Annotated in this window: 36 protein-coding genes and 2 tRNA genes; 15 read left to right on the top strand and 23 right to left on the bottom strand. The window is 59.7% G+C overall.

The genetic code is table 11. From position 1 onward, the window contains the following. Positions 1-52: 52 nt before the first annotated feature. Positions 53-232 (bottom strand): hypothetical protein, encoded by a 180-nt coding sequence (locus tag AB8A23_RS20275; protein ID WP_089264262.1) that lies wholly within the window; start codon positions 230-232, stop codon positions 53-55. Between the two features lie 137 nt (positions 233-369). Beyond that, the gene (locus tag AB8A23_RS20270; RefSeq protein ID WP_231080635.1) at positions 370-531 is read right to left on the bottom strand and encodes a hypothetical protein; all 162 of its coding nucleotides are present in this window, start codon (positions 529-531) and stop codon (positions 370-372) included. Positions 532-840: 309 nt separating this feature from the next. Between AB8A23_RS20270 and AB8A23_RS20265 the strand changes: the two genes are divergently transcribed. Beyond that, positions 841-1,182, top strand: a complete 342-nt coding sequence (locus tag AB8A23_RS20265) for a DUF6481 family protein (protein ID WP_093758522.1) — start codon at positions 841-843, stop codon at positions 1,180-1,182. A gap of 57 nt (positions 1,183-1,239) precedes the next feature. Here AB8A23_RS20265 and AB8A23_RS20260 read toward each other — a convergent pair whose 3' ends face one another. Continuing rightward, positions 1,240-1,728, bottom strand: coding sequence for a cupin domain-containing protein (locus AB8A23_RS20260; RefSeq protein WP_439058420.1), 489 nt, complete (start codon positions 1,726-1,728; stop codon positions 1,240-1,242). Positions 1,729-1,853: 125 nt separating this feature from the next. Then, positions 1,854-2,096 (bottom strand): pentapeptide MXKDX repeat protein, encoded by a 243-nt coding sequence (locus AB8A23_RS20255; protein WP_309946173.1) that lies wholly within the window; start codon positions 2,094-2,096, stop codon positions 1,854-1,856. A gap of 250 nt (positions 2,097-2,346) precedes the next feature. Between AB8A23_RS20255 and dctP the strand changes: the two genes are divergently transcribed. Continuing rightward, the gene (dctP, locus tag AB8A23_RS20250; protein WP_439058421.1) at positions 2,347-3,369 is read left to right on the top strand and encodes a TRAP transporter substrate-binding protein DctP; all 1,023 of its coding nucleotides are present in this window, start codon (positions 2,347-2,349) and stop codon (positions 3,367-3,369) included. 27 nt (positions 3,370-3,396) lie between these two features. Here dctP and AB8A23_RS20245 read toward each other — a convergent pair whose 3' ends face one another. The 4 genes from AB8A23_RS20245 to AB8A23_RS20230 all read right to left on the bottom strand — a co-directional run bounded on the left by AB8A23_RS20245 (position 3,397) and on the right by AB8A23_RS20230 (position 8,418). After that, complete coding sequence (locus AB8A23_RS20245; protein WP_439058422.1) at positions 3,397-4,293, bottom strand: hydroxymethylglutaryl-CoA lyase; 897 nt, start codon at positions 4,291-4,293, stop codon at positions 3,397-3,399. A 32-nt stretch (positions 4,294-4,325) separates the two neighbouring features. Beyond that, the gene (locus AB8A23_RS20240) at positions 4,326-6,338 is read right to left on the bottom strand and encodes an acetyl/propionyl/methylcrotonyl-CoA carboxylase subunit alpha (protein WP_439058423.1); all 2,013 of its coding nucleotides are present in this window, start codon (positions 6,336-6,338) and stop codon (positions 4,326-4,328) included. Positions 6,339-6,340: 2 nt separating this feature from the next. Beyond that, on the bottom strand, positions 6,341-7,945 hold the full coding sequence (locus AB8A23_RS20235; RefSeq protein WP_439058424.1) for a carboxyl transferase domain-containing protein: 1,605 nt from the start codon (positions 7,943-7,945) through the stop codon (positions 6,341-6,343). Between the two features lie 167 nt (positions 7,946-8,112). Then, on the bottom strand, positions 8,113-8,418 hold the full coding sequence (locus tag AB8A23_RS20230) for an ETC complex I subunit (protein WP_175368967.1): 306 nt from the start codon (positions 8,416-8,418) through the stop codon (positions 8,113-8,115). A 263-nt stretch (positions 8,419-8,681) separates the two neighbouring features. On the opposite strand from AB8A23_RS20230, the gene AB8A23_RS20225 reads away from it, so the two are divergent. Both AB8A23_RS20225 and AB8A23_RS20220 read left to right on the top strand, forming a co-directional pair. Beyond that, positions 8,682-9,866 (top strand): OpgC domain-containing protein, encoded by a 1,185-nt coding sequence (locus tag AB8A23_RS20225; RefSeq protein ID WP_089264253.1) that lies wholly within the window; start codon positions 8,682-8,684, stop codon positions 9,864-9,866. 91 nt (positions 9,867-9,957) lie between these two features. Beyond that, positions 9,958-10,034, top strand: a tRNA-Pro gene (locus AB8A23_RS20220). Between the two features lie 21 nt (positions 10,035-10,055). On the opposite strand, the gene AB8A23_RS20215 is transcribed toward AB8A23_RS20220, so the two are convergent. The 5 genes from AB8A23_RS20215 to AB8A23_RS20195 all read right to left on the bottom strand — a co-directional run bounded on the left by AB8A23_RS20215 (position 10,056) and on the right by AB8A23_RS20195 (position 13,151). After that, complete coding sequence (locus tag AB8A23_RS20215; RefSeq protein WP_439060487.1) at positions 10,056-10,496, bottom strand: DUF192 domain-containing protein; 441 nt, start codon at positions 10,494-10,496, stop codon at positions 10,056-10,058. Positions 10,497-10,699: 203 nt separating this feature from the next. After that, the gene (locus tag AB8A23_RS20210) at positions 10,700-11,359 is read right to left on the bottom strand and encodes a cold-shock protein (RefSeq protein ID WP_170849667.1); all 660 of its coding nucleotides are present in this window, start codon (positions 11,357-11,359) and stop codon (positions 10,700-10,702) included. A gap of 193 nt (positions 11,360-11,552) precedes the next feature. Next, entirely contained in the window at positions 11,553-12,314 is a 762-nt protein-coding gene (locus AB8A23_RS20205) for an SIR2 family NAD-dependent protein deacylase (protein ID WP_439058425.1), read from the bottom strand. Between the two features lie 104 nt (positions 12,315-12,418). Continuing rightward, positions 12,419-12,733, bottom strand: a complete 315-nt coding sequence (locus tag AB8A23_RS20200; RefSeq protein WP_068736501.1) for an H-NS histone family protein — start codon at positions 12,731-12,733, stop codon at positions 12,419-12,421. Positions 12,734-12,911: 178 nt separating this feature from the next. Next, positions 12,912-13,151, bottom strand: coding sequence for a hypothetical protein (locus AB8A23_RS20195; RefSeq protein WP_093758515.1), 240 nt, complete (start codon positions 13,149-13,151; stop codon positions 12,912-12,914). 153 nt (positions 13,152-13,304) lie between these two features. Between AB8A23_RS20195 and AB8A23_RS20190 the strand changes: the two genes are divergently transcribed. Continuing rightward, on the top strand, positions 13,305-13,778 hold the full coding sequence (locus AB8A23_RS20190; protein WP_439058426.1) for a hypothetical protein: 474 nt from the start codon (positions 13,305-13,307) through the stop codon (positions 13,776-13,778). A 123-nt stretch (positions 13,779-13,901) separates the two neighbouring features. Here the strand turns inward: AB8A23_RS20190 and AB8A23_RS20185 are convergent, their stop codons facing one another. The 3 genes from AB8A23_RS20185 to AB8A23_RS20175 form a co-directional block, all read right to left on the bottom strand. Further along, positions 13,902-14,099 carry a DUF3606 domain-containing protein gene (locus tag AB8A23_RS20185; protein ID WP_439058427.1) on the bottom strand — a complete coding sequence of 66 codons (198 nt, stop codon included), beginning with the start codon at positions 14,097-14,099 and terminating at the stop codon, positions 13,902-13,904. A 116-nt stretch (positions 14,100-14,215) separates the two neighbouring features. Further along, on the bottom strand, positions 14,216-14,464 hold the full coding sequence (locus tag AB8A23_RS20180) for a DUF6719 family protein (protein ID WP_139212548.1): 249 nt from the start codon (positions 14,462-14,464) through the stop codon (positions 14,216-14,218). A 161-nt stretch (positions 14,465-14,625) separates the two neighbouring features. Continuing rightward, the gene (locus AB8A23_RS20175) at positions 14,626-14,832 is read right to left on the bottom strand and encodes a hypothetical protein (protein WP_089264246.1); all 207 of its coding nucleotides are present in this window, start codon (positions 14,830-14,832) and stop codon (positions 14,626-14,628) included. A gap of 283 nt (positions 14,833-15,115) precedes the next feature. On the opposite strand from AB8A23_RS20175, the gene AB8A23_RS20170 reads away from it, so the two are divergent. Continuing rightward, positions 15,116-15,283, top strand: a complete 168-nt coding sequence (locus tag AB8A23_RS20170) for a hypothetical protein (RefSeq protein WP_158550333.1) — start codon at positions 15,116-15,118, stop codon at positions 15,281-15,283. Between the two features lie 112 nt (positions 15,284-15,395). After that, the gene (locus tag AB8A23_RS20165; protein WP_120289595.1) at positions 15,396-15,692 is read left to right on the top strand and encodes a hypothetical protein; all 297 of its coding nucleotides are present in this window, start codon (positions 15,396-15,398) and stop codon (positions 15,690-15,692) included. 124 nt (positions 15,693-15,816) lie between these two features. Here AB8A23_RS20165 and AB8A23_RS20160 read toward each other — a convergent pair whose 3' ends face one another. Then, positions 15,817-16,143, bottom strand: a complete 327-nt coding sequence (locus tag AB8A23_RS20160; protein WP_092143275.1) for a hypothetical protein — start codon at positions 16,141-16,143, stop codon at positions 15,817-15,819. Positions 16,144-16,610: 467 nt separating this feature from the next. Here AB8A23_RS20160 and AB8A23_RS20155 point away from each other — a divergent pair, with 467 nt between their 5' ends. Both AB8A23_RS20155 and AB8A23_RS20150 read left to right on the top strand, forming a co-directional pair. Beyond that, positions 16,611-16,856: a hypothetical protein gene (locus AB8A23_RS20155; protein WP_081422011.1), complete on the top strand. Its 246-nt coding sequence runs from the start codon at positions 16,611-16,613 to the stop codon at positions 16,854-16,856. 96 nt (positions 16,857-16,952) lie between these two features. After that, complete coding sequence (locus AB8A23_RS20150; protein WP_231080630.1) at positions 16,953-17,318, top strand: PRC-barrel domain-containing protein; 366 nt, start codon at positions 16,953-16,955, stop codon at positions 17,316-17,318. Positions 17,319-17,400: 82 nt separating this feature from the next. Here the strand turns inward: AB8A23_RS20150 and AB8A23_RS20145 are convergent, their stop codons facing one another. Further along, positions 17,401-17,574 carry a DUF3606 domain-containing protein gene (locus AB8A23_RS20145; protein ID WP_089264239.1) on the bottom strand — a complete coding sequence of 58 codons (174 nt, stop codon included), beginning with the start codon at positions 17,572-17,574 and terminating at the stop codon, positions 17,401-17,403. A 255-nt stretch (positions 17,575-17,829) separates the two neighbouring features. Between AB8A23_RS20145 and AB8A23_RS20140 the strand changes: the two genes are divergently transcribed. Next, positions 17,830-17,997, top strand: coding sequence for a hypothetical protein (locus AB8A23_RS20140; RefSeq protein WP_170849665.1), 168 nt, complete (start codon positions 17,830-17,832; stop codon positions 17,995-17,997). Between the two features lie 29 nt (positions 17,998-18,026). On the opposite strand, the gene AB8A23_RS20135 is transcribed toward AB8A23_RS20140, so the two are convergent. The 3 genes from AB8A23_RS20135 to AB8A23_RS20125 form a co-directional block, all read right to left on the bottom strand. Then, a complete protein-coding gene (locus AB8A23_RS20135) occupies positions 18,027-18,248 on the bottom strand; it encodes a hypothetical protein (RefSeq protein ID WP_231080629.1) in 222 nt (73 codons plus the stop codon). Between the two features lie 299 nt (positions 18,249-18,547). Beyond that, the gene (locus tag AB8A23_RS20130; RefSeq protein ID WP_231080628.1) at positions 18,548-18,733 is read right to left on the bottom strand and encodes a hypothetical protein; all 186 of its coding nucleotides are present in this window, start codon (positions 18,731-18,733) and stop codon (positions 18,548-18,550) included. A 208-nt stretch (positions 18,734-18,941) separates the two neighbouring features. Then, positions 18,942-19,067, bottom strand: a complete 126-nt coding sequence (locus AB8A23_RS20125) for a hypothetical protein (protein ID WP_256461297.1) — start codon at positions 19,065-19,067, stop codon at positions 18,942-18,944. 161 nt (positions 19,068-19,228) lie between these two features. Between AB8A23_RS20125 and AB8A23_RS20120 the strand changes: the two genes are divergently transcribed. From AB8A23_RS20120 to AB8A23_RS20105, 4 genes are all read left to right on the top strand, one after another. Next, positions 19,229-19,753: a PAS domain-containing protein gene (locus AB8A23_RS20120; protein ID WP_175368960.1), complete on the top strand. Its 525-nt coding sequence runs from the start codon at positions 19,229-19,231 to the stop codon at positions 19,751-19,753. A gap of 163 nt (positions 19,754-19,916) precedes the next feature. Continuing rightward, complete coding sequence (locus AB8A23_RS20115) at positions 19,917-20,084, top strand: hypothetical protein (protein WP_231080627.1); 168 nt, start codon at positions 19,917-19,919, stop codon at positions 20,082-20,084. Between the two features lie 138 nt (positions 20,085-20,222). Beyond that, the gene (locus AB8A23_RS20110; protein ID WP_439058428.1) at positions 20,223-20,672 is read left to right on the top strand and encodes a VOC family protein; all 450 of its coding nucleotides are present in this window, start codon (positions 20,223-20,225) and stop codon (positions 20,670-20,672) included. Positions 20,673-21,002: 330 nt separating this feature from the next. Further along, the gene (locus AB8A23_RS20105) at positions 21,003-21,650 is read left to right on the top strand and encodes a glutathione S-transferase family protein (RefSeq protein WP_439058429.1); all 648 of its coding nucleotides are present in this window, start codon (positions 21,003-21,005) and stop codon (positions 21,648-21,650) included. A gap of 21 nt (positions 21,651-21,671) precedes the next feature. On the opposite strand, the gene AB8A23_RS20100 is transcribed toward AB8A23_RS20105, so the two are convergent. After that, positions 21,672-21,824, bottom strand: coding sequence for a hypothetical protein (locus AB8A23_RS20100; protein WP_089264231.1), 153 nt, complete (start codon positions 21,822-21,824; stop codon positions 21,672-21,674). Between the two features lie 12 nt (positions 21,825-21,836). Continuing rightward, the gene (locus tag AB8A23_RS20095) at positions 21,837-22,091 is read right to left on the bottom strand and encodes a PilZ domain-containing protein (protein ID WP_175368958.1); all 255 of its coding nucleotides are present in this window, start codon (positions 22,089-22,091) and stop codon (positions 21,837-21,839) included. Between the two features lie 329 nt (positions 22,092-22,420). Here AB8A23_RS20095 and AB8A23_RS20090 point away from each other — a divergent pair. After that, positions 22,421-22,495: transfer RNA gene (locus AB8A23_RS20090), tRNA-Glu, on the top strand. The last annotated feature ends 920 nt before the right edge of the window (positions 22,496-23,415 follow it).

The raw sequence follows: 23,415 nt of genomic DNA, 5'->3' as shown, positions 1-23,415 counted from the left end.
CCCGAAGCCGCGATCCATGAAGATCGGTCAATGAGGATGCTTGAATCGGTCCTCAGTCAGGCTTCGAGCTGCGTCGGGCCAGCTGACCCTTGTAATTTTCAAGCAACCGGGTCGCCAACTCTGTCGCCTCATCGCTTGCCTGGATCGAGCGACTGTCGGACATCGGCTCTGCGAGCGAGGCCGGATGTTTGAAGCTGAACGAGCGGATGACGCGATCGATGGCTGCTTGCATGGATAACTCCCGATGGCGACAGGAACTCCGCATTTCGCGGAAAGTTCCTGATCAGTCAGCCGGAGGGCACCGCAGGTTCAAGGCAGCAGCACGGCCGCTGCAAAGCCGCAACATGGCCATTTTGGCTACAAATGTTGCTAAGGGCCTGCTTCTGCTGCGAATTGCAGCCCTTTGAAAGTCAGTCGCTTGGGGTCGCGAACGCCCGCCAGATACAGGCCGCGAATGAAGTGGGTCACCATGTCGCGATCACAGCCGGTCAGAATGACCACGGCATCGACGGCTGTCTTCTGGGCATCCATATCGGTCCTCGCGCCGCACAGGCGGCTTGCTCCGCGCGCTCCAAATCGCCGGATGACCAAAACATGCCCGATTCCCGGGATTTGCGGATATACGCGGATCACCCCGGCGCAAGCTCCGCCCCAGCCTCGCGCAGGCCTCCTGGCCGGCAAATCATGCGTAAGATTGCCGTAAATCGCAGATAGTTGATGCGTTGCCGCGCTGTCGGCTGTAAACCGCAGCGGAGTTTCGGCCATTGCCTGGGTGTTTGCCCGGCTGCCGCACCCGACGATGACCCACCCCAAACCAAAGAAAGCGACAAGGCCTCGTTCATGTCATTTAAGGAACCCAGCTTCGCGGATCGCCAGAAGGCTGCGATCGAAGCCAAGAAGAACATTCTGAACAAATTCAAGGCAGCACCGGGGCCCGATGATCCTGCCGTGAAGGCGCGCGCCGCCGAGCGCGAAGCCGCTGCCGTCGCACGCGCGGAAGCCAAGGCCATCCGCGACGCTGAGAAGGCCGTCCAGAAAGCCCGCGAAGCCGAGGAAGCCGCCGCTGCTCTAGTCCAGGCTGCGCGCGAGAAGGAAGAAGCCGCGCTTGCCCAGGCCGCGCTGGAAGCCCAGCAGAAAGCTGCCCGCGACGCCCGCTACGCCGCCCGCAAGAAGCGTAAATAAGCACGAGATCAGCGTGCCATCATCTGATGGCACGCTGCCTGAATTGATTGTCCGAGGTCAGTTCGTTTTGCCGAATTGCGGCTCGTCGGGTTTGACGAAATTGTTGCCGCTCGGGCCGTAGCCGGTGATCTGAATCACGGCGCCCTCTTCCCGTGTGCCGTCCCAATGCACCGCGCCAGCGGGATGCACCATGTAGCCGCCGGTCTTCATCGGGATCGATTTCTCGGGCACGAAGGCTTCGCCCGTGCCGGTGTACCAGATGCCCGACAGCACCACGACGTGACGATCTTCCGGATGCTTGTGCGGCTTGCTCATGATGCCGGGCGGCCACTTGATCCGCAGAACATAGATGCCTTGCTTTGAGGGATCTCCGTAAAGTGTCGCGACTTCGACGCCAACACCGAACGGGTTCTTCCAGACTTCCTCGCCCTGATTGATGCGCACGAAGCCCATCTCATCGGTGGCGCTCCATGTCGTCACGCTTGGAAACAGTGTTGCTGCGATCAGACAAGTCGCCGCAACGACGACGCGTCGTTCTTTTTTCATCATGGCCTCCCAGGCATTTTCTTGTGCGCGGAGGCTATGCCGAGTTTTCAGGTCCAGCAACGAGCAGCGCAACATGACAAGCCCGTCGCGCGGACGGGCCCGTCACAGCGATGCGTGTGAAGACGTTACTTCTTCATCATTCCGTCTTCCTTCTTCATCATGCCGTCTTTCTTCATGCCATCGTCCTTCTTCATACCGTCGTGAGACATGGCATCCTTCTTCATGCCATCGCCCTTCGACATAGTGTCCTTTTTCATGCCGTCATCCTTGCTCATCTTGTCCTGAGCGAACGCAGCAGGTGCCAGCGCGAGGCTGAGCGAGACGAGCGCGGCGGACACGCCGAGCGCAAACCTGGTGGAGATGGTCATGATGTTTTTCCTCGGATCCATTTCTGAAGCGCGACGTCTGTCGCTATGAACCAGACGTACGGAGGTCGCGGTTTGTTACGTCGGATCAAAAAAGTCTTGATGATGCATCCGATAGCCATTGCGTGCGACGCAACATCACTTGCCCGCCGGTTCGGATTGTATAAACGAAGGGACGCGCGGTGACGGAGCAACAGGACGCGGGCGCATTTTGTCCCGCCCGGCACCAGACGAACACTTTCAGGAGTTACGCATGCTGACTCGCCGCCACATCCTTGGATCGGCCCTCGCCGTGCCTGCGATCCTCCGTTGCGGTGTCGGTACGGCGCAGGCAGCGACTACACTGAAGATTTCGCACCAGTTTCCCGGCGGCAGCATCGACAACGGCGACTTCCGCGACCGTCTGGTCCGCACTTTCGCAGCCGCCATTGCCAAGCAGAGTGGCGGCGACCTTGTTGCCGAGGTTTATCCGGATTCGTCGCTGATCAAGGCGGATGCGCAATTTTCCGCCATGCGCAAAGGGACTCTCGATCTCAGCCTTTATCCCTTGCCTTATGCCGGCAATGAATTGCCGGAGGCAAATATCGGCCTGATGCCCGGTCTGGTCTCGACCTACGATCAGGGCCTGCGCTGGAAGAACCTCCCGATCGGCAAGGCATTGAGCGACATTCTCGCCGACAAGGGCATCATGCTGCTGACTTGGGTCTGGCAGGCCGGCGGTGTGGCTAGCCGCTCGCGCCCGCTGGTTGTCCCTGAGGACGCCAAGGGGCTCACGGTACGCGGCGGTTCGCGCGAGATGAACATGATGCTGCAGACTGCCGGCGCACGCGTGCTCTCAATGCCGTCCAACGAAATTTACGCGGCGATGAAGAGCGGCGCCTGCGATGCCGGCATCACCTCATCGACCAGCCTCATCTCATTCAAGCTGAGCGAAGTCGCCAAGCATCTGACCTCCGGCGCGGGTGCGTCCTACTGGTTCATGCTTGAGCCGCTGATGATGTCCAAGGCTGTGTTCGACAAGTTGCCGAAAGCACACCAGGATATTCTGGTCTCGGTCGGCGCCGAGATGGAAGCCTTCGGCAAGGCCGGCGCGCAGCAGGACGATGTCGAAGTGTCCAGGGTCTATGAGAAGGCCGGCGCCAAGGTCAGCGCGCTCGACGCTGCGACCGTCGGCAAGTGGCGCGATATCGCGCGCGATACGGCATGGAAGGACTATGTCGCCAAGACGCCGCTCACCGCGAACCTCCTCAAGCTCGCGCTGGACGTCCCGGCCTGACCTATCCTGTCGTTCGCCAGCTGGCTCTCAGCGCGTCTTCGCGTTGAGCGCCGAAGCGACACGACTGACCGGCGGGCGGCCGATCAGAGCGCTGATGGTGTTGGTCGCAGCGAGCAGCTTGTTCATGTCGACGCCTGTGGCAATCCCCATGCCTTCCAGCATGTAGACCACATCTTCGGTGCCAACATTGCCGGTCGCACCAGGCGCATAGGGGCAGCCGCCGAGACCGCCGGCAGCGCTGTCGACAACGCGACAGCCTTCTTCCATCCCGGCATAGAGATTGGCCAGCGCCTGACCATAAGTGTCGTGGAAGTGCATCGCGAGCTTTGGCATGGGAACCGAGCCAGCAACGGCGCGCAGCATCTGCCGCGCCTTCGACGGCGTCCCGACACCGATCGTGTCGCCGAGCGAGACTTCGTAGCAGCCGAGATCAAACAGCGTCTTCGAGACATCGACAACCGCCTGCGGCGCGACGTCGCCGTCATAGGGACAACCGAGAACGCAGGACACGTAACCCCGCACGCGGATGCCGTCGGCCTTGGCGCGCTCGATCACCGGCTTGAAGCGCTCGATGGATTCGGCGACCGAGCAATTGATGTTGGCACGCGAAAAGCCTTCCGAGGCCGAGGCGAACACTGCGATGACTTTCGCGCCGACCGCCTTCGCGCCCTCATAGCCCTTCTCGTTCGGCACCAGCACATGGAATTCACCAGGCAAATCGCGCACGCCGAGAAATACCTGATCCGAACCCATCATTTTGGGGATCGCCTTGGGCGACACGAACGAGCCGACCTCGACCGTATGCAGGCCAGCCCCGACCAACGCCTTCACGAAGGCGATGCGGTCTTCGACCGACACCGGCGTCTTTTCATTCTGCAAACCGTCGCGCGGGCCGACCTCGACGATACGAACCTGATCACTCATGTTTGTTTCAATCTCACGTGTCTTTCAGAGGATCAGGCGCTCGGCTCGACTTCCGCGAGCTCGACGCCTTCTCCAACGATATCGCCAACCTTGCACTTGATGCGCTTGAGCACGCCGGCGAACGGCGCGCGCAGGGTCTGCTCCATCTTCATGACTTCCAAGGTCAGGATGGCAGCGCCCTTCTCAAGGATTGCGCCCTCCTCGGCCAGCAGCGCCACCACGGTGCCGGGCAACGGCGCAACGATCTTGTCCTCGCCGACCTGCTCTTCATCGTCGCCGCCGAACGGATCGACCCAATGCATGTCGAAACGGCCGTGACGCGTACGCAGGTAGAGTTCGTGGCCCTCGATCACCGAAACGATGTGCGAGCGTGCTCCGTCCAGTGTCAGATCGAAATGCCCGTCATCGGCCGCTGCCGTCTCAAACCCCAGTTCGCGAGTGCCGATCGAAATCGTTGCAGGACCGCTGCCGTAATTCAACGTCACGCGCTGCTCGTCCGAACCATGCTTGAATTTGAACACCCGCTGGCGACGCCCGACCGGCATCCAGCCAGCCGTCAGCCAGGGCGAGGTACCGGCAGCCCGTGCTGCCTGCTCTTCGCTTGCGACGATGGCGGCGACTGCCGCGCATAGTTCGAGATCGCCAGGCGCCGCCGAGTCCGGCGTCAACACTTTCAATTCACGCTCGATAAAGCCGGTGTCGATGGTGTTGGCACGCACATCCGGATGCGTCACAAGCGCCGATAGGAACGGCGTGTTGGTGACGATGCCGCGAATATCGGTTTCTTCCAGCCCACGATTGAGCCGGTTGATCGCCGCATCGCGCGTCGGCGCCCAGGCGATCACCTTGGCGAGCATAGCGTCGTAGTTCGGCGACACCGCATCGCCCTCGCGATAGCCGGCATCGATGCGCAAACCGTTGGTTTCCGCGGGCGTGCGCCAAGTGCGGATCCTGCCCACCGACGGCATGAAATTCTTGTGCGGATTCTCGGCGTAAACCCGTGCCTCGATGGCGTGGCCGTTGAGCTTGATCTCGCTTTGCGTTAGCGGCAGCTTTTCGCCGAACGCCACGCGGAGCTGCCATTCGACCAGATCAACGCCGGTGATCAGTTCGGTGACGGGATGCTCGACCTGCAGGCGCGTGTTCATCTCGATGAAGAACACGTCCTTGCCGTCAGAGACGAATTCGATGGTGCCGGCGCCGACATAGTTCACCGCGCCTGCGGCCTTGCGGGCAGCCGCGCAAACCGCCTCACGCTGCGCGCCGTTCAACGTCGGCGACGGCGCCTCTTCGATCACCTTCTGATGCCGTCGTTGCAATGTACATTCGCGCTCGAACAGCGAGACGAGATTGCCATGACTGTCGCCGACGATCTGCACTTCGATGTGACGGGGATTGTCGACATACTTTTCGATCAGCATGCGGTCGTCGCTGAACGCTGCTTTGGCTTCGCGCTTGGCGCTGACGATGGCCGGAGCCAGTTCAGCCGCCGAACGAACCACGCGCATGCCGCGACCGCCGCCGCCCGCTGAGGCCTTCACCAGAACCGGGAAGCCGATTTTGTCCGCGGCTTTGGCCAGTGTCGCGTCGTCCTGCGCTTCGCCATGGAAGCCAGGCACCAGTGGCACGCCAGCCTTCTCCATCAGCGCCTTGGAGCCCGACTTCGAGCCCATCGCAGTGATCATCTCCGCAGTGGGTCCGACGAAGATCAGGCCGGCATCGGCACAAGCCTGCGCGAACTCGGCGCTCTCGGAGAGAAAGCCGTAACCGGGGTGGATCGCCTCGGCGCCGGTCTTCTTTGCAGCTTCGAGAATGCGCTCGATATTGAGATAGCTGTCGCGCGCACGCGCCGGGCCGATCAACACGGCCTCGTCGGCTTCCACGACATGCAGCGCATTGGCATCTGCCTCGGAGTAGACCGCGACGGTGCGCAAGCCCATGGCCCGCGCGGTACGGATGACGCGGCAGGCTATCTCGCCGCGATTGGCGATCAGGAGCGTGCGAAAGCGGCGATATAAAGCTTTTGAAATTTCGGCTTTGGCCATCATCACATCCTGAACAGGCCGAAGCGCGTCGGCTCGATCGGCGCATTGGCCGACGCTGACAAACCAAGTCCGAGCACCAGGCGCGTATCTGCGGGATCAATCACGCCATCATCCCAGAGGCGCGCCGTCGCGTAATACGGGCTGCCCTGGGTCTCGAACTGGTCGCGTGTCGGCTTGCGAAACGCTTCCTCCTCTTCGGTCGACCAGGTACCGCCCTTGGCTTCGATATTGTCGCGGCGCAGCTGACTCAGCACCATCGCGGCCTGCTCGCCGCCCATCACCGAGATACGGGCATTGGGCCACATCCACAGAAAGCGCGGGCTGTAGGCGCGGCCGCACATGCCGTAATTGCCGGCGCCATAGGAGCCGCCGACCACCACAGTGAATTTCGGGACGTTGGCCGTGGCGACAGCTGTCACCAGCTTGGCGCCATCGCGCGCAATGCCGCCGGCTTCGTATTTCTTGCCGACCATGAAGCCGGTGATGTTCTGCAGGAACACCAGCGGGATGTTGCGCTGGCAGCAGAGCTCGATGAAATGCGCGCCCTTTAGCGAGCTCTCGCTGAACAGGATGCCGTTGTTAGCGATGATGCCGACCGGGAAGCCCCAGATATGCGCGAAGCCGCAGATTAGCGTCGTGCCGTAGAGCTTCTTGAATTCGTCGAATTCGGAGCCGTCGACGATGCGCGCGATGATGTCGTGCATGTCGAACGGCTTGCGCGCGTCGGCAGGAATGACACCGTAGAGTTCTTCAGCCGCGTATACGGGATCGCGGGACGTCTGCATGTTCAGTGCGGCCCGCTGTGGTGGCTTCAGCGTCGCGACGATTTTTCGCGCGATGCCGATGGCGTGGCCATCGTTCTGTGCGTAGTGATCGGTGACGCCAGACTGCCGCGAATGCACATCCGCGCCGCCAAGTTCTTCGGCGGTGACAACCTCGCCGGTTGCGGCCTTCACCAGCGGCGGACCGCCGAGGAAGATCGTGCCCTGATTGCGCACGATGATGCTCTCGTCGGACATCGCCGGCATATAGGCGCCGCCGGCGGTGCAAGAGCCCATCACGACAGCAATCTGCGGAATGCCCTGCGCCGACATCTGCGCCTGATTGTAGAAGATGCGGCCGAAATGGCGCTCATCCGGAAAGATGTCGTCCTGCTGCGGCAAGAACGCACCGCCGGAGTCCACCATATAGATACACGGCAGATTGTTCTGCCGTGCGATGTCCTGCGCGCGCAGATGCTTCTTCACCGTCATCGGATAGTAAGTGCCGCCCTTGATGGTCGCATCATTGGCGACGATCATGCACTCCCTGCCCGACACCCGGCCGACGCCAGTGATAACGCTGGCGGAATGGACATCGCCGCCATAGAGGCCGTTGGCGGCCAATGGCGAGAGTTCGAGGAAGGCCGTGCCGGGATCGATCATCAGATCGACACGCTCGCGGGCCAGCATCTTGCCGCGCGCGGTGTGCTTGGCGCGGGACGCCTTGCCGCCGCCCCCGGCGACCGCACCGAGCTTGTCCTTGAGCTCGGCAACCTGCGCCTTCATCACATCGACATTGCGTTTGAACTCGGCCGAGGTGGGATCGATCGTGGAGCGAAGCGACATCGGCTTCCGTTTCCTGCAGGGTCTGTTTCTTGTTTGCACGGCGGCCCGGCAACGGGCCTGCCATGATGGTGTCACCCCGTCGTGGCGGGACGCAACCCTAACTTTCGGTGCTAGTCAGGGTGAGATTTGGGAGCGTTACGGGGGCTGATTTGCCCGCAAACCGGTCGTCAGTGCGACCATGGCTCCGAGCGGCGGAACGCAAAATTGTCGGCATAGGCGATGGTCCGGGGCGCACGCACCTTGGGCTCGATCACCTGATAGGGAATGCCTTCGCGCTCGCAGTAGGCGACCGCCTCTTCCTTGCTGTCGAAGTGGATGGACAGTTGCTGCTTCATGTCACCGGACGACGTCCAGCCCATCAGGGGCTCGATCACCCGCGCCTGCTCCGGCTCATAATCGAGCTGCCAGTCCTTGGTCTTGGCAAGGCCGGCCTGCATTGCGTTCTTGGGGGCTTTGAAGATACGTGCGGTCATGGAATGCGATAGCCTTTTAAGGATGGGCCTTCGTCTCGGGATTAGCGTCTCGGGATCGGCCTTGGTCAGCTGCGACACTGCGACAAATTGGTGAAAACGGCGGGGCTGGTATATCCAATTGTCACGAATTTGATCCGTGATTCCGTCGTTTGGCGGCTTCGTTATTGTGTATATTCGTTCCACGGCGTCGTGACAATCGGGGCACGAAGCGGTCTATCTGATCTCGCAATTCGGCATCACGAAGGGCTCCTGAAGCGGCACCCATGGATATTCACGCCATCCTTCCCCCCAAAGGCCGAGACCTTCGGCTGGACCTGTTCCGCGGTATCGCCAACTGGGCGATCTACCTCGATCACATCCCCGACAATGTGGTGAACTGGGTCACCACCCGGAACTATGGCTTCTCCGACGCCGCCGACCTGTTCGTCTTCATCTCCGGCTACACGGCGTCCTTCGTCTACGCCAAGATGATGCTGGAGCGCGGCTTCATCGTCGGCGCTACGCGCCTCACCAAGCGGGTCTGGCAGCTCTATGTCGCCCACGTTATCCTGTTCGTGATCTACATCGCCGCCATCGGCTATGTGGCGCAGCGCTATAACGACCCCGACATCATCAACGAGTTCAACGTTGCCGGTCTGGTCGACAATCCGATCCAGACGCTGACGCAAGGTCTGCTTCTCAAGTTCAAGCCGCTCAATCTCGACGTGCTGCCACTCTATATTGTGCTGATGGGCCTGTTCCCGCCGGTGCTGTGGATGATGCTGCGCAAGCCGGATCTGACGATGCTGGCGTCGCTGGCGCTGTATTTCGCGGCACGCCAGTTCGGCTGGAATCTGCCCGCCTATCCCTACGGCGTCTGGTACTTCAACCCGTTCACCTGGCAATTACTGTTTGTGTTCGGCGCCTGGTTCGCGCTCGGCGGCGCGCTCGAGTCACGCTCGGTGATCCGCTCCAAGGTGCTGCTGTATTTCGGTATCGCCTATCTCTTGTTCTCGCTTGTCATGACCATGGCCGGTCGCTTCCCGGACACCGGCCACATGATCATGCCGGACTGGTTGTTCGACGCGTTCAATCCGAACGACAAGACCAACCTCGCGCCCTATCGCGTGCTGCATTTCGTGATCATCGCCTTCTTCGTCACCCGCTTCGTGCCGAAGGAATGGAAAGGCCTGGAGTGGCCGGTGTTTCAGCCGCTCATCAAATGCGGCCAGCAGTCGCTCGCCGTATTCTGCGTCGGCGTGTTCCTGTCCTTCGTCGGCCACTTCCAGCTGATGATGTCGTCAGGCTCGCTGCTGGCGCAAATATTCGTCAGCGCCGCCGGCATCGGCATCATGACCTGCGTGGCCTATTACATCTCGTGGTCGAAGAAGCAGGACAAGCCGTTGCCGAAGCCGGCTGCTCCCGCAACGTCAGAACAGCAGGCATCGCCGTCGAAAGCCGCAGAATAGACCCGTTGTCGAACATGGTGCGGGACAGGCGAGAAATCGCCGGCAGATGCCTTGCTGCCCCCGGCCTAAGCGTGTATCGACACCGCATCGTCGGGGTATAGCGCAGCCTGGTAGCGCGGCGGTTTTGGGTACCGCAGGTCCTAGGTTCGAATCCTAGTGCCCCGACCATCCTCCATTATATTCAATGACTTAGCGCCTCTTGAACAGCGGGTGGACCACCTGGTCCCCGGGCGCGATTCCGTATTTTTTGGCGGTGCCTGCGACCACTTCGAGAACAGCCCGTGCCGGGCCTCCCGATGAAATGATCTTGAGGGATTGTGGCTCGGTATTCTCCGCGATCCGGAGCACCCGGCCATCACCGCCGATGAAGATCATGTCGAGTGAAACGAAGGTGTTCTTCATCCACATGGAGATCTGCTGCTCGGGGGTGAAGTCGAACAGCATACCGCGGCCATCCGCGAGCTCCTTGCGGTACATCAGACCGGTCGCCCGCTCCTCGTCGGTCTTGGCGATTTCGACGGAGAACATCCGCACACCTGACTTGGTGACGATTTCGAGCGGCTGGAATTCGGCGGCTGCGGCTGGCTTATAAGGGCCGACAAGGGCCAGAGCGGCGATCACCGCCAGCATCGAGAGGCGGCAGCGGGCGGCGAAGCGAAACAGACTCATGAAGGGCAATCCACGCAAAGAGCCCGGTCAGGACGCCGGGCGGCGCGACCCTAGCCTGACGACGCGTGCCAGCGCCAGACGGTCGTGATGCACAGCCGCGTGATGGCCCTAGGACGGTAAGGCCGACAGGAAACCTGCAAGAAACTTGGAAAACCGTAGACGGCTTAGTGCGACGAAAGACCCGGCGTACCGCCTTCGGGCTGGATCTCGGCAGCCATCATGCCCTTGGAACCAGGCCCGAAGCGCACTAGCACATACTGGCCGGGACGCAGTTCGGTCATGCCGAAACGGCGCAGGGTTTCCATGTGGACGAAGATGTCCGGCGTGCCTTCACCGCAGCTCAGGAAGCCGAAGCCACGCAGCCGGTTAAACCACTTCACCTGCGCCCGCTCGAGGCCACTGGTGGGCGTCACGCTGACATGGGTGCGCGGCGGCAACATCTGCGCCGGATGGATGGCAGTCGACTCGTCCATCGAGACAACGCGGAAAGCCTGATAGCCCTTGGACCGCTGGGTGCATTCAACGACCACACGGGCACCTTCATAGGCCGTCTGGTAGCCGTCGCGGCGAAGCACGGTCACATGCAGGAGCACGTCGGCTGCGCCATTGTCAGGAATGATGAAGCCATAACCCTTGGAAGCATCGAACCACTTGATAACACCGCTGATCTCGACGAGATCGACGGCGTTGCCTTCGCCGACACCCGCAAAGGGGTCGAGTGCGTCACGGCTTGCGTTGCCTGAAAGCTCATTCCCTGGTCGCGGACCACCCGCTCCGGGAATCAGTCCCCCCAACCGCTTGGACTCAAATGCGTCCGACCCCATGGCCCCGGATCCCACTATCATTTGCGCTGTCAGCCCTGTCAGCGCCATCTCACATGCCCCATCGAAGCTAATTCACGATGGCGCGGTGCGAATCTTTCGATTCGAAGATAACACTGTCGCCTGATCAGCAAAGACAAAAAACGAACACAGTGACAGCTATGAACAGCTTGCGCTCAAACGAATCAGATGCGCATCAATTTCCGACGAATGGTCCGAGCGTTTCGCCGATATCATGGCGAATGACAAGGTCAGCGTGATCGTCCTGCTCGGTCGCCTCATTGTTGATGATAACAAGGCGTGCACCGGCATGTTTCGCCATCATCGGGAATCCCGCTGCGGGCCACACGACGAGCGACGATCCAATCGCAATGAACAGATCGCAGTGCTGCGATAGCTCAGCTGCGCGACGCATCTCATCTTCAGGCATCGCCTGACCGAATGAGATCGTCGCAGCCTTCACGGGCTCGCCGCATACCGTGCAGTCTGGCGCCTGTCTTTCGGAATCGAATCTGCTCTTCACCCAATCGAGCTCATAGCGCCTCGCGCAACCGATGCAGCGCGCATAGGTCGTATTGCCGTGCAGCTCGATCACAGCGTCAGCCTTGAAGCCGGACGCTTGATGCAGGTTGTCGATGTTTTGGGTGATCACAGCAGGAATCTTGCTAGCCTTGTAGAGCGAGGCGAGTGCGCGATGCCCGCGACCTGGCTTGGCCGCAGCGAATGTCTCTTCCATCGCAAAGCGCCGGCGCCAGGCTTCATCGCGTGCGTCCTGGCTGGCGACGAATTCGTCGAACGGAATTGGCTGGTTGCGGGTCCACAAGCCACCAGGCGAACGAAAGTCGGGAATGCCCGTTTCAGTCGAAATCCCCGCGCCGGTGAACGGCACGATGGTTCTGGCTTCGGCGATCATCTCACCAAGACGGTCCACGCCAGTACGAAGGTCGGTTGCAATCATTGGAAGGTCCGAAAGGAAGTGATCCGACGACAATGCCGCAGACCGGGATCCGGTGCCATGCCGGGATCAATGCATGTTTCGCTTCGTCGCCATGTTTCCTGGATCTATTTCGCTTTGGCGCGTCCATTCCTGGCGGGCTTGTCGATCAAAAAGTCTTCCCGCTTGCGACCGGCGGCGATCTCCTTCGCGAGCCAGCCCGCAACACCGCCGCGCCCGGTCCAGGTCTCTCCCGTTTTGGGATGGCGATACTTCGCCGGAACCTTGATGCCTTTGACGCGGCTGGTTTTGCCATCGACGCTTCTGATCTGTGCGAGTTGCGCCTGCAATTCGGCACGGTGGGCTTGCAGTTGCTTGTCGATATCCTCCCGCAATGCGAGGAGTTCGGGAACTGAAAGAGACTTGATATCAAGGGTCGGCATAAACAAGCTCCGATCAAATACGTCCGCACTCCTTCTCCAAGGCGCGCAAAATATGCGCCAGCGTGCGTCAACTAAATGAAATGCGGGCGGTGTCAAAACACCACATCAAAATCAAATATCGGGGCGAAGCTGAAATGAGCTCCGCCCTTAAGTAATCAAATACCGATTTGCGAAATCTTTATGCAGCCCGCGAGACATCGGCGGAGAGCTCGCTCTTCGGCAGATCGTCCTTCTTTGGCTTTGCCACTGGCGTTGCCTGAGACTTCTTCACGGACTTGCCGTACTGCGCGAGCTTATCGAGCTCGGCTTCGAGCTCAGCCTGACGCGCAGCAACTTTTTCCGCCAGCTTGTCGGATGCATGATCGCGCAGTGCCGCAAGTTCCTCGATGCTCAGTGAGTCCAGATCGATCTTGGCCATGGAAATCTCCGTTTGTTCCGAACTAGCGGTAACATCCATGCGCCGCAAGCGCGGCAGCACGATCATCCACCGAAGACATCATGATGGATGCAATTCAATTGACGTCGAGCTCTTGCTTCGCAGACAATGCACGCGGGATTGAGGAAACGCGTCATGGCATCCTGGAAAGAAGAGCGTGACCGGCTGGTCGCGCAGACGCTTGTATTCGTACAGGAAGTCGCCGCAGCGCATCCGGTCGCGGCCCAGCGACTGAACATCTGGCAACCGCCGAGCCACGCGCCATCGCAAGCGTCTGTTTCAACGCAAACCGTCACCTCGCCTGCCATCATGGAGGCAGATCGCTTGACGGCCCCTACATTGATTGTACATGCGGCGAACGCGGCAATTGAAACCTCGGAGCGTAGTTCGCAGGACATTCCTGTTGCAGTTCCAACTAACGTGCCATCTCCTGCCCGGAGAGATCCGCTTTATTCGGGCCCATCTGAGCGGGCAGAGATCCTCAAGCGCGTTGCTTCGTTCAAGGCTCGCCAGGCCCAGATGATCCACGAGCGCGACGTCTATTACGAAGCCATGCAGACGCGTATCCGAACAACGCTGCGGAACGATTCCGGGCGCGACCGGTTGTAAAGCCGGAGCAGTTTCCCCGATGCTCTGTTTTCAGAAAGCCCCGTCCTCCCCCGGCGGGGCTTTCGCCTTGCGGGCTTCAACTTGCTGGAGCTTCAACGTGAGGAGACGGTCTGTCGGTTCGGGTTATTTGCCGAGGTGTCGCCGCACGGCGGCAACCGACGAGCCGACCTTTTCGATCGCGGCGTTCAATTCGGTCGGCGAGACGCTCAGCCGATAGGCCCAATAGTCGCGCTGGGTAGCGTCACTGGAATCGATCACCGGCGCCGGCCGGACGCCACGTTCGGACGCCAGGACGGCGGCGACTGGGACGAGACTGATCATGCCGGCACGGTAACACGTCGCCCGTACAGCCCAAGCGAGCGCTCGCTCCAACGTTAACAGGCGATTGATGCGATCTTGGAAAGTCGTCCAGCCAAAGCAAGCCTTGCCGCGAGCGGCTACTGAACCACCGAGCCCAGCGAGGCCTGGATCTCATTGAGCGGGATGCACAGCTTCTTGCGGCGCAGGCCGCGAATGGCGCCGGTGACCTTCAAGATCTTGCCGGCCGCACATGACCCGTCCTGAACCAGCGCGCTCTCGTAAGGCGCCAGGATGAGCGGTTCAGCTGTCCGAATGGACTGAGCGGCGGAAGGTGTGGCCAACGCCACCAGAGAAATTCCGAAAGTCCCCAAAACCCAAAAACGCATGGTCGTCCCCAACACAGCAAATACGCACCGGTCCAAGGGTAATCGTTCACGCCCTTCAATTTTTGCAGTCAGCTCTGCTCGAGCCGTTACCGCAATTATTGCCCCGGACCACCGCGAAACACAAAGCAATTTTCGCGCCGATTTCCGGTCTCAGCATAGGGTCAGAGCGTGACCTGCTCGTGACCGCACTCCTTGCAGGTGAAAGACACCCGCGCGACGCCCTTTGGCGCCGAGACCTTGTTCGCCGCGCCGCACTTGCCGCAGGTCGTCATAATCCGTGTGTCGCCCTGCTTCACTACCAGCGCCTTGCGCTCCATAGTCTCGCGGATCAGGCGCTCGGCCTCTTCGCGCATTGCCTGCTTGCTCATGCAGCTCTCCTGACAGACGCCGAAGCAAAAGGCCCCGATCGAGCGGCCTTATAACCGATGACAATGACACTCTCCATCGCGATCAAAATCGGGAGCCCCGGATCGCACCATTCCCCTGCAGAATTTCCGTGCATTCCAATCTGCCGCAGCGAGATCCCGATGGACAGAATGGCTGACCTGAACTAGAACAAATAGAGAACTTCATTCGCCAATGTTTTATCGGGACGTCACAGGAATCGCCGGGTTGGCGGGGCATACGCGGCTGGAAAACAGGGAGACTGACATGGATTTGCAGGCACGTATCGACCTTTGGAAAAGCATCGATCCGGATCCGGAATTCTGCCGCAAGGCAGAACGAGAAATGCTGCTCTTGAGTTGTCAGGACGAAGACTGGGTCAACGCGCGGATGCGGGATTTCGAACAGGCGCTTGCGTTGGAGAGTGCTGAATAACGGAACCCTTTGGCGTCGACGGCGTTACGTCTGCGCTGGAATATCCAACCTCGCTTCACAGCGGTGATGCGAGGTTTTGTTTTGCCGGTGATTCGGTGCGGGAGATCTGAGCTTGCGTGAGCGTCGCGCGCTGCGACTTATCCACCGGTCGCCTTGCAAAGATCGGATTGATGCCGCATTCGGCATCGATGCTCTCCTTGGGGAGCGAAACGAAGAGAAGAAAATGAACGAAGAAAGAATTTCAGCGGCGCGCGCCGACATGGAACGCCGGGTGGCAGAATTTCGCGAGAAGCAGGCGAAGTTCCAGCGCGAACGTGAAGACTATTACGAGACCACGATCGAAAAGGTACGGGCAACCGACTGGAACGAGTTCGTGACACCCCGTCAGGAGCGCCGTGTGCGGCACTAGCTACGATCTGCTCGCAGCAGCGACCAATAAAAAGCCCGCCATTTCTGGCGGGCTTTTTATTGAATGCGCGTCGCGCACGTGCAGCGCAATAGGCCCGAAGCAATGCTCCGGGCCGTGTTCGGCCCTACCAATAACCATAGCTGCGATAGTAACGCGGGCCATAGGCATAGGGGCCGGGACCATAGTAACCGCCATAGTAAGCCGGACGGTAATAACGCGGTCGGTAATATCCGTAGCCGGGACCGTAGCCATAATAGCGTGGGCCATATCCGTATCCGTACGGTCCGTACGCACCATAGGCCCCCGCGGCCAGCGCACCTGCGGCAATACCAAAGCCGATTGCGGGACCCGGTCCCCAACCTCTACCCCATCCGCGCGCTTCAGCAGGCGCCGTAACGGCGGTCGTGCCGATGGCTGCGACAGTGGCCAGGATCAATGCTGCTTTTTTCATGTGATACCCTTTCTGTTCACCACCGGCCAAATAACGCCAAGCTTTTTTGTTGGTTTCAGGGCCTGTAAGATTTCACCGCTCGGGTTCCGGACCGGAGGTGCGTCATGATGCCCATTCGCTATCGCCGTGCGCAACTCGCACGCCAGCTTCAGGCCTTTCACGCGGCGCATCCCGAATTCATCCGAGAGCGGCTTCGCGCTTTCGATGAACACAACGGACGCGACAAGATGATTCCCGTGACGCATCGCAAAATGAAACCGTCACCCTATGCGCGTCGCTTGGCTGCGCTCCCCCGCGACAAGGCGCCGATTAGCTCGGGGTGAAGCCTTAACGCGCCCCATATCGCCTTCACGTTTCATTAACCATGAGGGGCCGGTTATCGGAACGGCTCGCAAAGCCGACGCTTTCCTCTCCATGAATGTACGCGGAGTCGCACGGACACGCGTGCGAGCAGTGGAGTAATGGCGATGATTGAACAGATCGCAAAGATCGACAAGGCGCTCGATGAATTGCTCGTCGGCCTTGGCCAGATGGTGCTGCGCCTGTCGAGTCCGCATGTCACGCGTACGCGCGAGGAACGCGAGGCTCTTGTCCGCTCAGTCAATCAGTTCTCAACCTGCGCAGCCCGCTCCAGCGATCCGCGGGTCCTCAAGCTTGCTGACGACTTGCAAAATACGCTGAAGCCGCGCCTGCGTCTCGTGGCCAGTCGCTGACGACGCTGGGCGTCCCAAAACATTTGCAGGGCAACGACGTAGGAACGTTTCTCCCTTTTACCTGTTGGCCAGACACAACCAAAAGGGAGGCTCTACATGCCCATCGAAGCAAGTGAACAAGGTAACCTGATTGGCAGCGACAAGGTCGAAGGCACCGCAGTGTTCGGCGCTGACGACCAGAAGATCGGTTCAATCGAGCGCGTGATGATCGACAAGAAGAGTGGCCGGGTGTCCTACGCTGTGCTCAGCTTTGGCGGCTTTCTCGGCATCGGCGACGATCACTATCCCCTGCCCTGGCAGTCGCTGAAATATGATACCGCACTGGGCGGTTATCGCACTGGCGTAACGCAGCAGCAGCTGGAGAACGCTCCCAAATACGGCAACGACAATAGTTGGAATTGGGCTGACACATCGCGGGCCCGCGCGGTGAACGATTACTACGGCGTTCCCATGGGCAGCTGACGCCAGGGATATACCACACAGCAGAACGGCACCCGATCGGGTGCCGTTCTTGTTTGTTCACCCAGTCCGATGCATCGGCACTCTAGTGCGCCAGTTCCTTGCGCACTGCCGCAGCCGCATTGCCGACTTTCTCTACTGTTGCCTGCAGCTTCTCGCGGGACACACCGAGCTGATGGGTCCAGTATTTCACCTCATGCGCCTCGTGCATGTTGATCTTGCTGCGATCCGGCTGACCCTTGTTCTTCCGGTCGTCCATCGTCGTCGGCCTCTTCAATTAACTGGTTGATGTACATGGCGAGCTGCTCGCCGGCGTCATTGAAATCTTCGTCCACGCAAGGTGTCCCATATGCCGTTTGGTGAGTGCAAAACATGCACGACTGTGACTTGTTCCGGGCGCCGCTCATCTGCCACACAAGCAATCGTTCAAATGCCGGAGATTCCGCCAACCCGGCTTTAACTGCACTTCCAGAGCTCGGAGAACCCAATCGCACCCGCGGCATTATGGGAGATGATGTCCACAGCCCTTGTCGTTCAAACCGTCGAACTGAGGCCGAACCCGCCGCCTTACGGTCGGCTGTCATTGCGCACGGGGGCATGGGACCAGTTGCAGGCGAAACGGGCCTATGACGACCATCACGAGCCGCCGGAGGCGCCGGTCGAGCTCGACAAGAAGGTCTGAGGAGCCAGCAGTCCGCGGCGATCCACGCTCTAGTGCGAAACGCTTCCACCAATGCCGACGCTCCCGCCGACCCTGATGCAGGTCGACGTCCCCTCAACCTGGACGAAGCCGGCGCCGTATTGCTTACACGGATCTGCTTTTCGTGGTGCCGGCGTCATGCTCTGCTTCGTTGCCACTGGCTTCTTCGACGCCGCAGCGAAGGCCTGCAGCGGTATGACAGCGATCAGCAATCCAACAACGACAATTCTCATGGTCTTCCCCCGCCGCTCTTACGCGAGCCGTATAGCTCATTGGAACGAACGCCGCAGTGCGGTGTTTCCATGGCATGGGACCGAGAGAAGAAGATAATGGTGTATTGCTGCTCAGCGCGGTCGCGCTTGTCTGCGGAATGATCGCCTTCGTACCGTGGCTCCTCGAGCCGACACCCGCTGTTGCAAGCAAGAACGCCCGGCATGTCGCTTATGAACGACCTGTGTCGCAAGAGCCGGTGCGCGTGATCATGCCCTTTAGCCCGAACACCACGCCGAGCCAGCGTTGACGCTTTGCTTGGTTAGTTGGCAGTCACGGGCTGGCCGGCGGTGCGAGTGAGCTTGTCGGCTTTCAGCAGGACATGGTCCGTTGCCGGCTGCGGCCGGGCGAAGAAGCTCACCGCGACAAAGGCTGCGCAGAACAAAAATCCTACCAGCATCACCCGTCGATGCGTCGGCTTGTCGGCATTGTGAAACGAAGCGGACATGGTCACTCCCTCGATGGGAAATGAATAGCTCACTCTTATTTCCGCGCAATCATACTCTGGTTTTAACCTAACCGATGAAGGTTACTTGGCCGATCGGATTTTAACGAAGCCGTTGTGGACTGTTAATTTCCGGCGCTCCCGCGATCAAACTAAACTACAGAACCGCATCGTGAAGCGATAATACCTGGTTCGTTACTTCCTCTGCCTGTTACTTCTTATCGACGTTGTCCTGCGAAATCGGCGGAGTGCAGGTCTCCTTCGCATACTTCTCAGCGAGTTCGAATATTTCGCGACGGCGCTCCGGCTCGTTAATGGTGAGGTAAGTCACAACCATTTTTAAGGCCTCCTCGTCCGAAGCCCTTCCAAACCGCCACACGAGTAACACTCCCAAGTTGTACAGAAAGGTTTCGGAACCTTTTCCCTGTACGTTGAATTGAATGCCCATCAATATACGCAATATTACGGTCAGTTGGCCAATAAGTTCCGGGAGCGGTGATGATTGTCGGTCGGCCCATCTCGGAGATCTGCAGGGAGCTCGCCATCTCGGCGCAGGCGGGCCATCACACAGTTCTCGCGCAGATCCTGCGGATGGCTTCGCTCGAAGCCGCCCAGAGCGGCGTGCGTCATCATGAAGGCGATTCCAGTATCCAGGATCGATTGGTCGGCACCTGGGACTGGGACATCGCCAATGACCGCGTCTATGCAGACAGCAAATTCGCCCGTCTGTTCGGCGTCAATGCGGATTTGGCCTCGCGGGGCACGCCGTTGCAAGACTGGCTGGATGCCATTCATCCGGACGACATCGATGATGTCGCCGCCGCTATCACTCGCTCACTGACGACCGGTCAGGTGTTCTCCCGTGAATATCGTGTCGTCTCTCACGGCGACACGCATTGGGTCTATGCGCGCGGTAAGTGCACGCTCGATTCGTCGGGCAAGGCGGTTCGGTTTCCCGGCGCCATCGTCGACATCACGCGGGAGAAGATCGATGACCATCATTTCAGCATCGTCCCGACCTAATTCCGCACGGTTCGAGATTGCCCTTTACGACAGCGTTGCCGATAAAATGCTGCGGTCACGGCTTAATACATCGTCGCCGGGAACGTAGCCTTGCGCTGCCGGTTATGCCCGCATGGCAAGGAAATTTTTTAGCGTCGTCGTCGTTCGCTCCGTCGAGGAATCCGTGGAGATCGTCGTGGAGGCCAAGAGCGCCGATGATGCCCATGTGGCGGCCATTCAGCATTTGCGAAAAAACGGTGACGAATATGCGTGGGAGAAGCCGCGCAAGGATTTGACCGTCTGGCACAAGCGGGAAATCGATACGCCCGCCATCGTGGATGTCAGCGCCTGAGGGCAACGCTCTTCACAATTCAGATGGTGCGCCCTCTTTCTCAAGACGACATCTGCCATTTGTCTTGTTTAGCTGCTATGGCAAGCGCCGCTGCCCTAGTGGTTGCACGCTTGTGTCGATCCCATGGAGACAATCCCAATGCGCTACCTTCACACCATGCTGCGCGTCCGCAATCTGGATGCGGCCCTGAAATTCTATGCCGATGCGCTCGGGCTCAAGGAAGTCCGCCGGGTCGACAACGACAAGGCGAAATTCACTCTGGTGTTCTTGTGCGCCGCCGAAGACGAGGCGTTATTTGCCAAGACCAAGGGACGAGGCGCGCCGCTGGTCGAACTCACTTACAACTGGGACGAAGAGAAATATGGCGAGGATCGCTATTTCGGTCATCTCGCTTATGAGGTCGACGACATCTACGCCACCTGCGACCGGTTGATGAAGCTCGGCATCACCATCAATCGTCCGCCGCGCGATGGCCAGATGGCCTTCGTTCGCTCGCCGGATCTGCATTCCATCGAGCTTCTGCAGAAAGGCGACGCACTGCCGCCGCAGGAGCCATGGTCGTCAATGCCCAACACCGGACATTGGTAACTCACAAAACGCATCGCTGCAGGTGCAGCGGTGGAACGCCATGAGCAGTGCCGCGTTGTTGATGCGATACTGATTTCATGGAGGCTGAGACAATGGGACGTGGAATTCTGCTCTGGCTGCTGGGTGTACCGATTCCGGTGATCATTCTGCTGTGGCTCTTCTTCGGTCGCTGACGCCTCCCAAGCTGAACCAATCAACAGGCCTCGCTCACGCGGGGCCTGTTTTGTTTGCGGGCTCGCTACTTTGTGAGAGGTCAGCACCAGACCGGCCTTGCGATGGCGGCGCGTTGCTGGCTAAACCTGCGGCGCTTATTCGCCAGCGAGGTTCATCGTGCCACAGACTCCCACTCCATCCCTGCAGATCTGGGGCCGCGCCAATTCGGTCAATGTGCAAAAGGTTCTGTGGTGCTGCCATGAACTCGACGTCGCCTATGAGCGCATTGATGCCGGCATGCAATTTGGCCGCAACAGCGAGGCCGACTATCTGGCGATGAATCCCAACGGCCGCGTGCCCACCTTGGTGCAAGGCGATTTCGTGCTGTGGGAATCCAATTCCATCATGCGCTATGTCGCCCTGGCCTATGGCGCTACATCGCGCCTCTACCCATCCACACCAAAGGTGCGCGCCGGAATGGAGCGCTGGCTCGACTGGACACTGACGACATTGCAGCCGGCCGAACGCCCGTTGTTCTGGGGACTGGTGCGGACGCCCGTCGCCGACCGCGACATGGCCGCGCTGCAGAAGGCCGCGGATGCCAATGCGTTGCTGTGGGAGATGGTCGACCGGCAACTTTCCCGTCAGACCTGGATGGAAGGCGACGATTTCAGCCTCGCTGATATCGCCATCGGTTGCTATGCGCGGCGATGGTTCGGCGTCGAGGGCGTCACGCGTCCGGCACTTCCGCATCTGCAACGCTGGTATCAGGCGATCTCGGTACGGCCGGGCTTCCAGACCTATGTCGCGCCGCCGCTCTCCTGAGCGCACGCGTTCGCTTGAACGTTAGTTCAGCGAGCGTTCGAGCAGCAGGATGCCCATGATCACCACCAGCGTAATCGCGGCCACGATAAGGCGCGTGGACCAGTTCATGCCACGGCCGATCCACCACAGCAGCGCGCAGCCCATCAATACGGGAATGACGATATCGGGGCGCACGATCGTGGGGCCCTACGCGATGAAGCGAACGCCCAGCGTCTTGCCGCGGCGCCAGACCACTTCACACGTACGCCCGGTGCGTGCGTCGCGCGAGAAGGCCAGCTTCATCTTGTTGGGGACCGACGTGGGATCGTCGACGACGACTTTCGCGCCGGAGGCCGAGAGATCCAGCACATTGCATTGCCGGGCCGCGAATCCACCGTCCAGCGTGATCCATGCGGCCTGGTGTACGGACCGGCGTGTGTCGCGTTTTTTCGTCACTGCCATCGCATCACTCCACGCCCCCGGGAGAGAGCCTTAAGCCTGCATGCTTTAAGAACCGTTGAGAGGTGCAGAAGAGTTCGAAATGTCCTGTGCACAAGGTCCGTGCGCCGCGCATGGGGATCATCCACCTGATCCCTCACCGCCCACTTGCCGACCCGAACAAACGTCACTATACGTTCGGCCGCTGGCACCAAACTGATTTGCTTTCGGTCGGTGCCGCCCGCGATAGATCAGCCCTAAAGCTTTGATGTTGCGGCGATTTTAGAAATAGCCGTGCAGAACCGCGGTATCCTTGGCCTGATTTCGGGCCGCTGGATCGGCCGGGGTTTTTTGCTCCCTTCGTCTATCGGTTAGGACGCCACCCTTTCACGGTGGAGAGAGCGGTTCGATTCCGCTAGGGAGCGCCAAAGCTCTTGTTCCTAAGAAATTCACCAACAAAATCAAGCGCGCAGCCGACGCCCGTTTGCCATGTTGGACGTTTTGTTGGACGTTTTCAGCGAACTTTGTTCTCGCCTTGTTCACGTGGGTCTATTATGGTCGAGTGACGGCCGGGTCGCAGCTCGCCGCCCTCGATTTCCTAAATTACCTGTTCCGTTGCGGAACGGGTAAAAGCCGATCTTGTCGTAATGCAGGGTGGCGATGGCCGCGCAGTTCCTGCACCCCCGATCAGTTCTTCGCGTTATTCGAAGTACGACAACGGCCTGTCATAATTGCCCTTCTCTAAGGTCCGAGGGAACGGCTGACCGGGATGATCCGTGCGCCTCTTCTCGTTGCTGCTTCTTCGAAAGCGAGTCTCGCAGATGGTGGATTGGAGCAAACCGATTCTCTGCAAAATCGGTGAAGTACCCCAAGCAGTATCGCAAAAACCCCGGCGATCGTGCCGGGCCTTTTGCTTTCCCGCAGAGGTGACAGGCCGCATTGGTTTTGCAGCTTAGAACAGAGCACACTACTGAACCGCCGCCCTGCCCGGATTCACGCAATAAAACTCCTCCCGGAACAGTTTCTGCCGATATCGCTCGCTATCGCTCCAAGAAATGTTCCTCAACTGAACAATTCTTTTCTCCGGCCAGGATTAGCGCTGCAAAAATTCATTCATTAGCGAGCATCTCGGGCGGCCCTTTCGATGCGCATGACGGCAATCTGCCAATGAACCTTTAGGTATTACGGCGCTCGACAAAAAGCACCGAATCAGTGTTTTCATCCGACCTCGGACGCCTGCAACCGGTCATCGTCACCGAGGAGCAGATCTATCCGGTCTTACATCCCACGGATGTCGGAACGGATCGTGAGGAGCCATACGGCTTCGGCGCACTCATCGGCCTCGCGG

It is taken from the genome of Tardiphaga sp. 619_E2_N8_4 (assembly GCF_051810905.1).
Lineage (GTDB): Bacteria > Pseudomonadota > Alphaproteobacteria > Rhizobiales > Xanthobacteraceae > Tardiphaga > Tardiphaga robiniae.
This window is presented reverse-complemented; position numbering and strand designations above follow the sequence as displayed.

Coding starts and splice junctions, on each gene's coding strand:
- AB8A23_RS20185 (WP_439058427.1), bottom strand. CDS start 14,099: ATGATCAGTCTCGTCCCAGTCGCCGCCGTCCTGGCGTCCGAACGTGGC.
- AB8A23_RS20125 (WP_256461297.1), bottom strand. CDS start 19,067: ATGGTTGTGACTTACCTCACCATTAACGAGCCGGAGCGCCGTCGCGAA.
- AB8A23_RS20145 (WP_089264239.1), bottom strand. CDS start 17,574: ATGGACGACCGGAAGAACAAGGGTCAGCCGGATCGCAGCAAGATCAAC.
- AB8A23_RS20245 (WP_439058422.1), bottom strand. CDS start 4,293: ATGAGTGATCAGGTTCGTATCGTCGAGGTCGGCCCGCGCGACGGTTTG.
- AB8A23_RS20150 (WP_231080630.1), top strand. CDS start 16,953: ATGCCCATCGAAGCAAGTGAACAAGGTAACCTGATTGGCAGCGACAAG.
- AB8A23_RS20275 (WP_089264262.1), bottom strand. CDS start 232: ATGCAAGCAGCCATCGATCGCGTCATCCGCTCGTTCAGCTTCAAACAT.
- AB8A23_RS20130 (WP_231080628.1), bottom strand. CDS start 18,733: ATGTCCGCTTCGTTTCACAATGCCGACAAGCCGACGCATCGACGGGTG.
- AB8A23_RS20180 (WP_139212548.1), bottom strand. CDS start 14,464: ATGCGTTTTTGGGTTTTGGGGACTTTCGGAATTTCTCTGGTGGCGTTG.
- dctP (WP_439058421.1), top strand. CDS start 2,347: ATGCTGACTCGCCGCCACATCCTTGGATCGGCCCTCGCCGTGCCTGCG.
- AB8A23_RS20195 (WP_093758515.1), bottom strand. CDS start 13,151: ATGGCCAAGATCGATCTGGACTCACTGAGCATCGAGGAACTTGCGGCA.
- AB8A23_RS20265 (WP_093758522.1), top strand. CDS start 841: ATGTCATTTAAGGAACCCAGCTTCGCGGATCGCCAGAAGGCTGCGATC.
- AB8A23_RS20235 (WP_439058424.1), bottom strand. CDS start 7,945: ATGTCGCTTCGCTCCACGATCGATCCCACCTCGGCCGAGTTCAAACGC.
- AB8A23_RS20095 (WP_175368958.1), bottom strand. CDS start 22,091: ATGGCAGTGACGAAAAAACGCGACACACGCCGGTCCGTACACCAGGCC.
- AB8A23_RS20215 (WP_439060487.1), bottom strand. CDS start 10,496: ATGCTGGCGGTGATCGCCGCTCTGGCCCTTGTCGGCCCTTATAAGCCA.
- AB8A23_RS20260 (WP_439058420.1), bottom strand. CDS start 1,728: ATGAAAAAAGAACGACGCGTCGTCGTTGCGGCGACTTGTCTGATCGCA.
- AB8A23_RS20270 (WP_231080635.1), bottom strand. CDS start 531: ATGGATGCCCAGAAGACAGCCGTCGATGCCGTGGTCATTCTGACCGGC.
- AB8A23_RS20110 (WP_439058428.1), top strand. CDS start 20,223: ATGCGCTACCTTCACACCATGCTGCGCGTCCGCAATCTGGATGCGGCC.
- AB8A23_RS20210 (WP_170849667.1), bottom strand. CDS start 11,359: ATGGGGTCGGACGCATTTGAGTCCAAGCGGTTGGGGGGACTGATTCCC.
- AB8A23_RS20200 (WP_068736501.1), bottom strand. CDS start 12,733: ATGCCGACCCTTGATATCAAGTCTCTTTCAGTTCCCGAACTCCTCGCA.
- AB8A23_RS20255 (WP_309946173.1), bottom strand. CDS start 2,096: ATGACCATCTCCACCAGGTTTGCGCTCGGCGTGTCCGCCGCGCTCGTC.
- AB8A23_RS20230 (WP_175368967.1), bottom strand. CDS start 8,418: ATGACCGCACGTATCTTCAAAGCCCCCAAGAACGCAATGCAGGCCGGC.
- AB8A23_RS20170 (WP_158550333.1), top strand. CDS start 15,116: ATGGATTTGCAGGCACGTATCGACCTTTGGAAAAGCATCGATCCGGAT.
- AB8A23_RS20240 (WP_439058423.1), bottom strand. CDS start 6,338: ATGGCCAAAGCCGAAATTTCAAAAGCTTTATATCGCCGCTTTCGCACG.
- AB8A23_RS20160 (WP_092143275.1), bottom strand. CDS start 16,143: ATGAAAAAAGCAGCATTGATCCTGGCCACTGTCGCAGCCATCGGCACG.
- AB8A23_RS20175 (WP_089264246.1), bottom strand. CDS start 14,832: ATGAGCAAGCAGGCAATGCGCGAAGAGGCCGAGCGCCTGATCCGCGAG.
- AB8A23_RS20155 (WP_081422011.1), top strand. CDS start 16,611: ATGATTGAACAGATCGCAAAGATCGACAAGGCGCTCGATGAATTGCTC.
- AB8A23_RS20140 (WP_170849665.1), top strand. CDS start 17,830: ATGTCCACAGCCCTTGTCGTTCAAACCGTCGAACTGAGGCCGAACCCG.
- AB8A23_RS20190 (WP_439058426.1), top strand. CDS start 13,305: ATGGCATCCTGGAAAGAAGAGCGTGACCGGCTGGTCGCGCAGACGCTT.
- AB8A23_RS20135 (WP_231080629.1), bottom strand. CDS start 18,248: ATGAGAATTGTCGTTGTTGGATTGCTGATCGCTGTCATACCGCTGCAG.
- AB8A23_RS20205 (WP_439058425.1), bottom strand. CDS start 12,314: ATGATTGCAACCGACCTTCGTACTGGCGTGGACCGTCTTGGTGAGATG.
- AB8A23_RS20225 (WP_089264253.1), top strand. CDS start 8,682: ATGGATATTCACGCCATCCTTCCCCCCAAAGGCCGAGACCTTCGGCTG.
- AB8A23_RS20120 (WP_175368960.1), top strand. CDS start 19,229: ATGATTGTCGGTCGGCCCATCTCGGAGATCTGCAGGGAGCTCGCCATC.